This is a genomic window from Pseudomonadota bacterium (assembly GCA_018242545.1).
GTDB lineage: Bacteria > Pseudomonadota > Alphaproteobacteria > 16-39-46 > 16-39-46 > 16-39-46.
This window is the reverse complement of record JAFEBT010000012.1, coordinates 23,802-36,776: the sequence shown is the minus strand read 5'-3', so window position 1 is coordinate 36,776 and position 12,975 is coordinate 23,802. Positions and strand designations below refer to the sequence as shown.

The window sequence follows — 12,975 nt, the reverse complement described above, 5'->3', positions numbered from 1 at the left end:
TCTACTGGAAAGGACTAAAAATGTTATCTTTTAAGAAAATGACGGGTAGTGAGAATGCTGTTTAGATATAGTACTTATATATAGTACTTTCTTTGTTTGTTTCAATAAAATAGTCGAAAATTTTCAAAAATATTAAAAAGATTTATGATAAATAAAGTTCTTTTTTAAAAGAAAGTTCCGCTTTCTTATGAACGAAAATACGCTATATAAGAAAAAATAAGATTAAGAATCGAACTTTATCTATCGTCATAGCCTATGTTTTTTGGTAAAGATAATTTATCTAAGTTAAACATATCTTTTATAATTTCCTAACTTTTCTCCTAGGTAAGAATGAAAGATGCAGAACTTTCTTAGAAAACGGCTTGCATTAAGAAAAGTTATTTTTTGATTAATGCAATCTTTTTATTAATCTTATGTGAGTAAAAAATGGTTTCTTTTCCCCGCCAGGCTTATATTTCTTTCTTATGTGCTGCTCTTTTTTATCTTTATCAATTTATTTTAAGAGTTAGCCCAAGCGTCATGGTCTCTGACATGATGACAGCATTCCACATAGATGCTGTTGGCGTTTCACTCTTATCTTCAATACCTCTTTATGCGTATAGTTTAATGCAAATTCCGGCAGGTATTTTTGCAGATACATTTGGTGTGCGTCGTTGCCTTCTGATGTCCATTTTTCTTTGCATGAGCGGTGCGTTTCTTTTTGGAATAGCTGAACATTTTTGGGTTGCAATCTGTGCGCGGCTTTTGGTGGGAATTGGCTCTGCTTCTGCTTTTTTAAGTGTGGCAAAGGTTGCTTTAGAAGGGTTTGGCGCTAAAAACCAATCTCTTTTCTTTGGATTTGCAATGGTGGCTGGGACAATCGGTGCTTTAAATGGAGGAAATGCGATTGCGTTATTTCTTGAATATTTGACATGGAGAGAGGTCATTTTAATTTTAGGAGCCTTTGGATCTCTTGTTTGGATATTAAATTTTTACGGTCTTAAGAAGAAAAAAAAGATTTCTTCTCTCGAAGTTTTAGAAAAAAAACTTGAAGGAGAAACATTAAAAGCATCTTCTTCTCTTATGGCGATCATAAAAACGCCTCAATGTTGGATTAGTGGTATTGTGGCTCTGGGTATGTATAGTTGTCTTTCTGTGCTTGCAGATTTATGGGGGATTTCATTTTGCATGCAAGCTTACGCCATTACCCGCATGGAAGCTGCGCAGCTCACTTCTCTTATCTATGTAGGACTTTGTTTGGGAAGTTTAGTAATTCCTTTCTTAAGTGATCGAGTGTTTTCTAAGAAAAGCCTTATTATTGTTGGAGCTCTTGGTATTTTATTGAGTCTTATCTTGATTGGTGTACTTACAAATCCCTCCTTGCTTGTGGTAGGATCTCTCTTTTTTAGTATCGGATTCTTTATTGGTGCTGAACTCCTTTGTTTTACATTAGCTTGCGAGGCAGGTCCTAAAGGAAGTGAAGGAACGATCACAGGGTTTATCAATGGCATCATTATGATGGGAGGAGCCCTATTGCAATACTTTTTCGGTCTTATACTCGAGCACAATTGGCAAGGACAAGTGAGTGCTCTTGGCACGCCTCTTTATTCTAAAGAAGCTTATTATCAAGCTCTGCTTCTTTTAGTCGTTGTTCTTGTTCTGAGTATTATAGGTGCCTTGTTCATCTCAAAAAACCCAATTCGTCCAAGACAATAAAAATTCTTTTTTTCTCTTTAAAAGAAGGGAAATGTGAATGCGAAAGTGAGAGTATAGAAAGAGCTAGAGACAAGAATTATGATTGAGTCTTATTTCTTTAGTTTCTATATTTTTTTGCTTACAATATTTCTTTTTTCTTTTTGTTCAAATCCTTCAGGAATTTTTGATTTCTTTTAAATATAGTCCTGTTTAGCTTCAAGTGGGTGGTTTTTAATCCAAGGATAATGCGAAGCTTAAGAAGGAGATTAACCTCATGCTTATATAGGATCCAAAGATTTCATTGAAATCCTTGATTTTTATTTAAAAGAAAATTTATACTTTATTCCGAAGTTGAATATCTTTTGGTTTAAAAGATGGAAGAAAAGCAATTCCGCCAAGAGAAATGAATGTAATTCCGCCTCCAATAAGATAAGTGATTTGGGGAGAATAATATTCCCATACAAGGCCGGCCCAAGCGCCTGCAACAAGATGAACGAGTCCCGTAATGAGATAGTAAATTCCAAAAGCTGTTGCTCTAAGCTCTGGTCTTGCTGTGTCTGCAATCATGGCAAGAATAAGGCTGGTTGTTGCGCCAATTTGGGCTCCCCACAAACCAACACCAACAAAAGCCCAAGGAAGAGAATTGGTTAAGCCTAAAACCAGATCAGATAAGATAAGAATAAAAAAGCTAACAGCAAGGAGAATCCGACGATCAAAGGCATCAGACAAACGTCCAAAAGGGTATGCTGCAAGAGAATTACAAATGTTCATCACAAGCATAATAAGAGGAATATTATGAGTTTCAAGCCCTAAGCTTTTACCGCGTAGGGAGAGAAAAGCTTCCCCAAAACGAGCTAATGTAAAAACAGAGCTTAATCCAATAATCAACCAAAAACTTCTTGAAAGTTCCATAATGTTTGAAAGCTTAATAAAATGTTTTTTATAGGCTGCAACAGGAGGAAGTTTAGGCTCTTTAACCATCCAAAAAATGAGAAGAGCCCCTATAAAAGCCGGAATAAAAGAGAGAAGAAATAAAAACTTATAGTTGTTGTTTGTCCAAAGCATAAGGGGAACTGTTAAAAGAGACCCAAGAGCAGAACCAATAATTGCAAGTGTTTGCCTCAAGCCATAGCATTCTCCTTTTAGGTGCTTTGGTGCAATATCTCCAATAAGAGCATCTCTTGGAGCAGCCTGCATCCCATTCCCAAGGCGGTCTAAACTATGGCCTAACATAAAAAGAGAAAGAAACGGTGAAAATGCCAAAAGCGGACGTGAAAGAGCAGCGAAGCCATATCCGATCAAAAGGAGAAGTTTTCTTTTTCTTAAATAATCACTGAGCATACCGGAGAAAATACGGCAGATAAAAGCAAAAGCTTGTAAAAGGCCGTCCCAAACACCAACAACCCAAGGACTTACGCCTAATATTTCAATAAGGTAAATGCTATAAAGGCTGAAAATTACAATGGTGGACAGATTAATAAATAAATTGGCAAGTCCCACCCCCCAAATTCCTTTTGGAAGAATAACAAGGTCATGAAAAACCTTTTTCAAAGAAAGGGCAGATGAGCGAAACATATTATAAGAAAGGCCCTTTGATGAATCTTATTAACGAGTGGTGCCCCCGGGGAGAGTCGAACTCCCACTTCTTTGCAGAAAACAGATTTTGAGTCTGCCGCGTCTACCAATTCCGCCACAGGGGCCTATGCACATGCATAATACTTAACTTCTAACGAAGGTCAAGAATTTATTGATGGGGTATTTTTTCTTTTAATGAGTTAAAGATAAAAGGAGAGACAAATTCGGATACATCTCCTCCCAATAAGGCAACTTCTTTGACAAAACGTGATGAAATAAAATGATGTCGTTCAGAAGACATTAAAAAAACAGTCTCTATTTTAGAAGAAAGGTAGGTGTTCATTCCGACAAGTTGAAACTCATATTCAAAGTCTGAAACGGCTCTTAGACCCCTCAAAATCAGCGTTGCATTTAAAGATTCAGCAAATTTAACAAGAAGCCCTGAAAAAAGTGAAACCTCTACTTTACAGTCAGGGTTGAAAAGACCCAAGGACTCACTTATTTCTCTTTGCGTCATTTCGAGACGTTTTTCAGGTGAAAAGAGAGGTGACTTTCCAGGGTTTTCTGATATGCCAATGATAAGTTGGTCTAAAAAATGGGTTCCTCTTCGGATAATATCGAGATGCCCTTTTGTAATGGGATCAAAGGTTCCTGGAAAAACACCGATTCTTTTTGTCATGCATATTTAGCTTTCGTCATGAGAACTTTCATCTTGAATCAGTTCAGGATGAGAAGTTTCAATCTCTTCCTCAAGCTCTTCTTCTCCATTATCCTCACGTACGACGGCTGTAGACGCAACTTTTTCATCTTTTCCGACTCGAAAGAGAATAACTCCTTGCGATTGGCGTCCACAAATTCGAATGTCATGAACAGGGCACCGGATGAGTTGTCCTTGATCTGTAACAAGGATGACTTGTCCCTCATTTTCAATTGGGAAAGAAGAAATAACATTTCCTGTTTTCGTCCCCAAGGTCATATTAACAACCCCTTGCCCTCCGCGATTAGTCCGGCGATAAGCATAGGAAGAAGTTCTTTTTGCATACCCATTTTCTGTAATTGTTAAAATAAATTGTTCTTCCTCAGCCATTTTACGATAGAGATCTTCTGTTATTGAAAAAGCAGAAGAAGTGCGTTCTTCTTCAGAATCCTCTTCTTGAAAATCAATTTCCTCCCCCCTTCTATCTTTATTCGCTTTTCTAAGATAGGCTTCTCGTTCTTCAGGTGTAAATTGAGTCGCATTGATAACAGATAAGGAGTTTACCAAATCGCCTTTTCCAAGACGAATTGCTCTGACGCCATTTGAACTTCGACCTGCAAATACTCTTAAAGCGTCAAGTGGGAAACGAATAGATTTTCCAAGTCGTGTTGCAATTAGAATATCTTGATTTTCTTCACAAAGATGAACACCAATGAGTTTTTCATTGTCATCAAGCTTAATTGCAATAAGACCGTTTGACCGGATATTTGAAAAATCTGACAAGCGGTTACGTCTTATGTTGCCAAGGGAGGTTGCAAATAAAATATAAAGATTTTCCCATGATTCTTTCTCTTCTGGAAGAGCAAGAACTGTCGTAATAATTTCTCCCTCTTCAAGAGGAAGGAGGTTAATCATTGCCTTTCCACGAGATTGCGCAGACCCTAAAGGAAGGCGATATGTTTTCATTTGATAGACTTTTCCTTTTGAAGAAAAGAAAAAGACTGGAATGTGCGTATTTGCAATAAAGACTTGATTTACAAAATCTTCATCCCGCGTTTGCATCCCTGTTTTTCCTTTTCCTCCCCGTCTTTGTGCACGATAGGTGGAGAGAGGAACGCGTTTAATGTAACCTGCATGCGAAACGGTCACAACCATATCTTCGCGTTCAATAAGGTCTTCATAATCTTGATCACCAATATGGTCTATAATTTCTGTGCGTCTCGGGACAGAAAATTTCTCTTTTATTTCAAGAAGTTCCGTTTTCATGATTTCAAGACGGCGTGGTTTAGAAGCAAGAATTGCCAAAAATTCTTTGATTTGCTGAATAATCTCTTCAAGTTCTTGAGCAATTTTATCCCGTTCAAGGCCTGTTAAACGGTGAAGTCTTAAGTCAAGAATGGCACGTGCTTGATTTTCAGAAAGAAGATATTTTCCATCTTTTACTTTGTGAGATTCTTCTTGGATAAGACTTAGAAGAGAGGCAACGGTCTCGGCTGGCCAAGCGATTTCCATGAGCTTTTCACGTGCAATCTGTGGGTCTGAAGCCTTTTTGATTAATTCGATCATAGGGTCAATATTCGCTACAGCAATTGCAAGCCCAATTAAGATATGTGCCCGATCTTGTGCTTTTAAGAGATCAAACCGTGTTCGATTGGTGATCACTTGTTCTCTAAATTCTATAAAGCATTCTAAGACGCGCCTTATTCCCATGAGGAGAGGACGTCCTTCATGAAGCGCAAGTAGATTAACACCAAAAGATGTTTGAAGGGGGGTATGTTTAAAAAGCTGATTTAGAACAACTTCGGGTGTGGCATCTCGTTTAAGCTCTATAACGACACGAACACCATCACGATCTGATTCATCTCTAAGATCTGAAATACCTTCAATGATTTTGTCAGTGACAGTCTCCGCAATACGTTCTACAAGACGTGCTTTATTGACTTGATAAGGAATTTCCGTTGCAACAATGGCCATACGGTCTTTCCGAATTTCTTCAATATGTGTTTTGGCGCGCATCAGCACAGAACCGCGTCCATGCAAAAAAGCTTCACGTACTGCATGACGCCCCAATATTTGTCCTCCTGTAGGAAAATCAGGTCCTTTTATAACCTCCATCATTTCTTCGTCTGTTACAAATGGGTTATCAATTTGTAAAATACAGGCATCAATAACTTCCCCAAGGTTATGAGGAGGAATATTTGTTGCCATTCCAACAGCAATACCCCCCGCCCCATTGACTAATAAGTTAGGGTAACGTGCTGGAAGGACCACAGGTTCTTCGAGAGATTCGTCATAGTTTGGACGGTAATTAACAGTTTTTTTATCAAGATCTTCTAATAAAAAATGGGCCAGTTGACTCAAACGTGTTTCTGTGTAACGCATTGCTGCAGGAGGATCGCCATCCATAGATCCATAGTTTCCTTGACCATCGATGAGGACAGCGCTCATTGAGAAATCTTGAGCCATTCGTACCATAGAATCATAGACGGCCCCTTCTCCATGGGGATGGTATTTACCAATCACATCTCCAACGACACGTGCAGATTTACGATAAGGACGATTATATTCATTTCCGCCTTCTTTCATGGCAAACAATATTCTGCGATGCACCGGCTTAAGGCCATCACGTACATCGGGGAGCGCACGTGAGACAATAACACTCATTGCATAATCAATATACGAGCGTTTCATCTCATCTTCGAGTGAGACGGGGGAAATGTCAGAATGAAGTTCGATAGAATCAGTCACGTTTAAATATGTCCTTACATAATACCATAGGTGAAAAAAGGATCTTTTCTTGTGTTTATTTGTGCCATGTTCCAATCTAAAGGACAAGGAAAAAGCGTCTTAAGGGCTTTAAAAAATTAATTTTTAATAAAAATTGTGGTGATTAGATAAAGAGCTGAATTGGAGTACAATCCGTGTTTCTTAAAAAAACTTGAAATTGTAAAAATATATTCATAACGGTAATTTGTTAAGCTGTAATGTTCTCTTTCACGCAATTTATAAGGATGAGATTTTTGAGAAGTTTCTGACAAAAACAGTAAAAACTGGAAAAAAACGTCTGGATGATCAATTCTTGGAAAACCTTTCATGCTCTGAAAAAGAACTTAATTCAGTAAGGTCTATCTAAATTTCAAAAAACAGGAAGCTACAAAGCTTCCTGTTTTTTATTTTCCCAAAATTAAGTATTTGACATCCCCTCGTCCTTAAAAAGAAGGACATTCCTTAAGCTCAAGCAACAAGTGTTATCCTAAAGATGCTGCGCCTTCATCCTTTTTAAGGATGGCTGGTCTTACTGCTTTTTCACGGGCTATAGAGATAAAATTTCGGTAAAAAACTTGAATTCCATTTGTGAGTGAAAGGTACAATGTCAGGCTAAAAAGGCTCAGCTAACTAATCTTTTTTGAATTTTTGTCTATTGCACATAGAAGAGATTTTTCTCATCTATTTTTTAGAAGATTTTGACCCATGAAAAAACTAGAAAAAATCTCCATAACCTGCTATACTTTTTTAAGTATGAAGTATAACTTAGCCCTTTGAAAAAAGCCAAAAGACATACAAATAAAAAAAATAAGTCTTAGGTCTTTCATACATGGTTTAGAGCATCATTCATTTTGTATGCGGGGAAAGGATATGAATCAATTAAATTTTCTAAAATCCCTCTTTTGCTTTGAGGGTGTTTTTGTGGTTTGGATTTTTTCTTACCAATTTAAAAATGCTCTTTCTTTTAATAACAGCATCGATATAACGCTTCTTTTAACATGCCTGCTTGTTCCATGGGCTTTTGTTATTATTTTTAAAGATAAGTTAAAATTAAAAATACAAAAATCTATCTTTAAAGAAGTGCCTTTCCTCTTTATTCTATGGAGTATATGGAGTCTTTTCTCTTATCTTTGGGCACCAACCCATTTTTATGGTACTCAAAAAACTTTATGTTATTTTCTTTATACGTTTTCAGGATTTTTGATCGCCTATTACGTTATCGGTAAAACATTTTCTCGTATTAAGCGTTTTTTGATGAGTATTGCAATTTTTGGGTTTTTTATACACTTATGGATTTTAATGGATTTTTGGAGATATGGAATTTCTTTTAGGGAATTTTTGGGAACAAATTACCTTGTTACAGGTGAAACTTTGGGAGCAGCATTCCTCATCTTTTTTGTTTATTCGCTTAACGGTTTTTTAAAAATAAAGGCATCACTCTCTAAAATCTTTCAAGAAAAGAAACTTCTTATAAGAGAGATTTTTCTTTTAGTGGGAGCTACAACACTTCTCTATGTTTCTTTTAATTTAGGTGGTCGAGGTCCCGTCCTTGCATTGGGTATTGCTCTTTTTTGTCTCTATGTTTTAAATATGCTTTATCGCCCCTCCCTTCTTCTTTGGAGTCATGTTCTTCTTTTTAGTCTCATTTTTATGGGCCTTTTTTATGGTTTTAATCACTTTTTTCATTATCAAGGCTTGCCGCTCTTTATTGAAAGAACACCTTTCGTTTTAAAAGATCCCGTAAATGTTCTTTCATCTGATTTGAATATTACATTACGTTTAGAGTATTATATATCGGCCTTTAAAATGTTCTTGGCCCATCCTCTTCAGGGAGGGGGATTTGGAGCCTGGTCTCTTTTTGATAACTTTTCAGCGACGGCTTTGCATCCTCATAACATTTTTCTTGAAATTTTATCAGAAACGGGGCTTATAGGATTTTTTCTCTTTATTAGTATGTTGTATCAATCTCTAAAGGGAATTCATCTTAAATCAATCATAAAAAATCCTCTTGGGATTAGTTTATTTCTTCTTCTGATATTTGGTTTTATAAATGCCCTTAAAACAGGGGATTTAAACGATAATATCTTTTTTTTAACATTGATCGCTCTTATGGCTCGCCTTCCAAGGCAGAAACTCTCTTATAATAAAAGATTTCTTAAGGAACAGGTATAAGAAAGAAGTCCTTTTTCAAAAAGGACTTCTTTTTTCTATAACCCTAACATCTCCAAAAATTTAGAGATCTGTTAAGTCAGCGTCCATCTCATAGTCAGCGTTTTCATCTCCAGGAGTATAAAATTGAATAGATCCAAGAGGCATCACCGTTGAAATAGCGTGCTTATAAACAAGTTGAGATTGCCCGTCTCGGCGTAATTGCAAGCAAAAATTGTCAAAACTAACAATCATTCCTTGCAGTTTGATGCCATTTACAAGAAATACTGTAACGGGAACTTTATTCTTTCGAACATGATTCAAGAAAACATCTTGAAGGTTTGTTTTATCTGAAGACATAATTGTGCCCTCTTTCTTTTTTTGTGTTAACGTATCCCTTCATCTTTCTTCTGTAGGTAGATCTATAGCTTTTATGTATATCTAAAATACTTTTAGAAATAACCTACAAATGAAATACTTTGGACTCAAATACTCCCTCTAAACAAGTTAAAGGGAACAGCAATTAATTAATCAATCAGTAACACCTTAAAAAAATAGATGCCTAACGATTCAAATAATAAAGTACTTGTACCAAAAAAAAAAAATTATTTCAACATTTTTATGAGTTCTTTATAAGAACGAATCGTTAAAGCGGGAGGAAAAGCATAATTTTGTTCAATCTTAGAAACCAGAAAAGCTGCTTCAATTGGAATACATTTTGTTGTATGGGCACATTCCATATCAACAGAACGATCTCCAATAAACCAAATATCGTGCTGATGTGGGTGTAACCCAGTTTCTGAAAGCGCATGTTCCACAGGATCTGGAAAAGGTTTGGACCGGGGAGCATCATGAGCTCCTATAATTTTTGAAAAGTAATGTGCTAAATTTAAGCTTTTAGCTTCTCTGCGTAGGTCATCTCCTTTCTTATTGCTCACAACCGCACAATAAATTTTTTTGCGAGAAAGAATCTCTAAAAATTCTTGAGCACCTTCAAAAACATCAGGTTTTCTTATATTGGTTGTTTGTATTTTAATATAGACTTCCCGTGCCTCTTCCCAATGCTCTTTAAAATCACGTTTAAAAGCATCGGCAATGGAATATCCGTAAAATTTATAAAAATCTGGAAGACTCGGACCTTCTAAATTAAAATGTTGGAAGGTCTTTTGAAGGGCAGAGAAAATCATATGTTCACTGTCAACAATAACGCCATCCCAATCAAATAAAACAGCGTGTGGAGGGTTTAAAGGCGTTCTTTTGGAGTGTAAGAATGTCATATTGGAACTCTTAGTACTTTCCCTGGTTTAAAAAAAGATTTTCAGCTTCACGAACGGCATTTGATTTTGCAAATAAAATCACCAGGTCGCCTTGGCGAAATATAAGGCTTTCATTAGCCATCATAATTTCATTATCCCTAATAACAGCTCCTATAATGAACTTATTAGGATCATTAAGTGCTTGTATAGAATTTCCCATAAGGGGGGAATTTTCTAAAACTTCAGCTTCAATAAGCTCTCCCATGCCTTGAAGTACCGTATAAATTGAGCGAATACGCCCTTGTCTTACATGATGTAAAATTGAAGAAATGGTAATATCTTGAGGAGAGATAATAGCATCAATCCCAAGAGGTCGGACAAGGGTTGAATATGCTGGATTGTTGATCAATGTGATCGCTTGTCTTGCCCCATTCCGTTTTGCCAGGAGAGATGCCAAGATATTAACTTCATTATCATTCGTAACGGCTATAACAGACTCGGTTTGAGCAATATTGGCTTCAATTAAGATCTGAGTATTAAGAGCATCTCCACATAAAATTGTGCTTCTCTTCAAATGTTGTGCTACGGCTGTTGCAGCTGCTTTATTAAGTTCAATTAATTTTATAATTGTATCAGAAGAATTTTCTTCAAGCTCTTGAGCAAGTTGCATTCCAATTTTTCCAGCTCCCAAAATCAAGATATTTCGCGATACTTTTTGATCGTATCCAAAAGCTTGCATGGCTCTCATGACATGAGATTGATTGGCAATGAAATAAACATCATCACCTGGAATCATTTCGTCATCTGGTTTAGGAATAAAAATCTGATCATCTCTTAAAATGGCAAGGACCGTTATTTCTAATTCGGGAAAAAGATTATTTAGTTGGCGTAAAGGAGAATATGTTACAGGACATTGGAGTCCACATCTTACACCAACAACGTTAACTTTTCTATCTGCAAGAGGAATAAGGTCAAAAGCCCCAGGAACATCAATGGTTTGTGCAATCGTGCGTGCAATTTCACGTTCTGGCGAAATTAAAATATCAATAGGGATGCGGTTTGGACCAAAAATATCCCATTTAGAGTCAAAATAGATTGCATCTTTAAGATACGCAATTTTTAGGGGTATTTTAAAGAGCGTATGAGCAATTTGACATATTAAAATGTTTATTTCATCTTGATTTGTAACGGCAATAATAAGCTGAGCATTGCTAGCGCCTGCTTTTTCAAGGATATCAAAGTGTGTTGGCGCGCCACAGAGTGTTTGAATATCTAAAGAATCTGAAATCGTACATAAAAGTTCTTCAGAAAAGTCAATAACAGTAACGTCTATTTGTTCACGTGCCAGGTACTTTGCAATTCCCGAACCAATTATGCCAGCTCCACAAATAATAACTTTCACGTGATGCCTTTACGATGATTTTTTAGAGGAATTAAAGAAAATTTTTTGCATTTTAAGAGGCCGCATGTTGGTTTCCAAGCCCTAAGGAACGAAGTTTTCGATGTAATGCTGAACGCTCCATGCCAACAAAATCAGACGTTTTTGAAATATTTCCTCCAAAACGAATAATTTGAGATGCTAAGTATTGCCGCTCAAAAATTTCTCTTGCTTCTCTTAAAGAGAGTTTTAAAAGCTCTTCTCCTCCATCAAGCGCTAAAATTGAAGGAGACCCTGAAACGATTTCTGGAGGAAGTACATCTTCCCCTAAAAAATCTTCTGTTCTGTCTTTACTGACAATTGTAATCCATTCCGCTACATTGCGAACCTGCCGAACATTTCCTGGCCATGCGTAATTCGTAAGTTTTGTTTTTGCTTCCTCTGTAAAAGAACGCAAAGGTAAGTTTAAAGCTTTAGGATTTGCTTTTTTTAAAAAATAATCCATAAGCAACAGAATATCTTCTTGTCTTTCATTAAGAGGTGGAAGTGTAATATTTACAACATTAAGTCTATAAAAGAGGTCTTCTCTAAATTTTCCAAGTTTTACAAGTTCTGCAAGGTTTTCTGTGGTTGAACTTAAAATTCTCACATCTACACGAATTTTTTTTGTTCCCCCTAAACGTTCAAAATTCAAATCATGAAGAATTCGCACAAATTTAGATTGCGCTTCAAGGGGGATGAATGAAACATGATCTAAAAAGAGAGTTCCATTATGGGCTTCTTCAAGCATACCAACAGTCGAAGGAATAAGAGGTGCTGTTTTATCTCCTTCTCTGCCTAAAAGAGCTTCTTCAAAAGACTCTGGTGTATGGCCTCTACAATCAAAGACTACAAAGGGGCCTTCTGCTCTTTTAGATTGGTTATGAATTAGGCGTGCAACAAATTCTTGTCCAGAACCAACGGGCCCAGTAATCATGACGCGGCTGTTCGTTTGTGCAACTTTAGTAATTGTGGCCCTTATTTGCTGGGCTGCTATAGAATTTCCAATAAAATCTTTCGAATCAAAAATCCGACGTTTTAAGGCATCATTCTCTCGTTTTAAATCAGCTGCTTCTAAGGCTTTTTTGACGGAAAGCAAAAGACGCTCAACTGTAAAGGGTTTTTCTATAAAGTCATATGCTCCTTTTTTTAAGGTATTGACGGCAGTTTCAATTGTCCCATGTCCACTGATCATAATAACAGGAACAAAAGGGTGATCCTTTTTTATAACATCTAAAAGTTCAATCCCATCAAATCGACTATCATTAAGCCAAATATCCAAGAAGACAAGATTGGGACGTCGTGACTTAATGATTTCAATGGCATTTGCACCATTTGAAGCCAAATGTACGACATACCCTTCATCTTGAAGGATATCCGAAATAAGGTTCCGGATATCAGCTTCATCATCAACAACAAGAATTTCGTAGGCCATAGATTTA

Annotated in this window: 9 protein-coding genes and 1 tRNA gene; 2 read left to right on the top strand and 8 right to left on the bottom strand. The window is 36.6% G+C overall.

The features are described 5' to 3' along the window. Window positions 1–426: 426 nt before the first annotated feature. Window positions 427–1,695, top strand: coding sequence for an MFS transporter (locus JSS34_03040; GenBank protein MBS0185313.1), 1,269 nt, complete (start codon window positions 427–429; stop codon window positions 1,693–1,695). A 312-nt stretch (window positions 1,696–2,007) separates the two neighbouring features. On the opposite strand, the gene JSS34_03035 is transcribed toward JSS34_03040, so the two are convergent. The 4 genes from JSS34_03035 to gyrA form a co-directional block, all read right to left on the bottom strand. Further along, a complete protein-coding gene (locus tag JSS34_03035) occupies window positions 2,008–3,249 on the bottom strand; it encodes an MFS transporter (protein ID MBS0185312.1) in 1,242 nt (413 codons plus the stop codon). Between the two features lie 38 nt (window positions 3,250–3,287). Beyond that, window positions 3,288–3,374: transfer RNA gene (locus tag JSS34_03030), tRNA-Leu, on the bottom strand. 44 nt (window positions 3,375–3,418) lie between these two features. Beyond that, window positions 3,419–3,928 carry a pantetheine-phosphate adenylyltransferase gene (gene coaD / locus JSS34_03025; GenBank protein MBS0185311.1) on the bottom strand — a complete coding sequence of 170 codons (510 nt, stop codon included), beginning with the start codon at window positions 3,926–3,928 and terminating at the stop codon, window positions 3,419–3,421. Between the two features lie 6 nt (window positions 3,929–3,934). Next, a complete protein-coding gene (gene gyrA / locus JSS34_03020; protein MBS0185310.1) occupies window positions 3,935–6,694 on the bottom strand; it encodes a DNA gyrase subunit A in 2,760 nt (919 codons plus the stop codon). An 888-nt stretch (window positions 6,695–7,582) separates the two neighbouring features. Here gyrA and JSS34_03015 point away from each other — a divergent pair. Further along, on the top strand, window positions 7,583–8,884 hold the full coding sequence (locus JSS34_03015; GenBank protein MBS0185309.1) for an O-antigen ligase family protein: 1,302 nt from the start codon (window positions 7,583–7,585) through the stop codon (window positions 8,882–8,884). 60 nt (window positions 8,885–8,944) lie between these two features. On the opposite strand, the gene hfq is transcribed toward JSS34_03015, so the two are convergent. The 4 genes from hfq to JSS34_02995 all read right to left on the bottom strand — a co-directional run bounded on the left by hfq (window position 8,945) and on the right by JSS34_02995 (window position 12,968). Next, entirely contained in the window at window positions 8,945–9,220 is a 276-nt protein-coding gene (hfq, locus tag JSS34_03010; protein ID MBS0185308.1) for an RNA chaperone Hfq, read from the bottom strand. Between the two features lie 245 nt (window positions 9,221–9,465). Then, window positions 9,466–10,137: an HAD-IA family hydrolase gene (locus JSS34_03005; GenBank protein ID MBS0185307.1), complete on the bottom strand. Its 672-nt coding sequence runs from the start codon at window positions 10,135–10,137 to the stop codon at window positions 9,466–9,468. 10 nt (window positions 10,138–10,147) lie between these two features. Next, a complete protein-coding gene (trkA, locus tag JSS34_03000) occupies window positions 10,148–11,518 on the bottom strand; it encodes a Trk system potassium transporter TrkA (GenBank protein ID MBS0185306.1) in 1,371 nt (456 codons plus the stop codon). A 52-nt stretch (window positions 11,519–11,570) separates the two neighbouring features. Next, window positions 11,571–12,968: a sigma-54-dependent Fis family transcriptional regulator gene (locus JSS34_02995; protein MBS0185305.1), complete on the bottom strand. Its 1,398-nt coding sequence runs from the start codon at window positions 12,966–12,968 to the stop codon at window positions 11,571–11,573. Window positions 12,969–12,975: the final 7 nt, after the last annotated feature.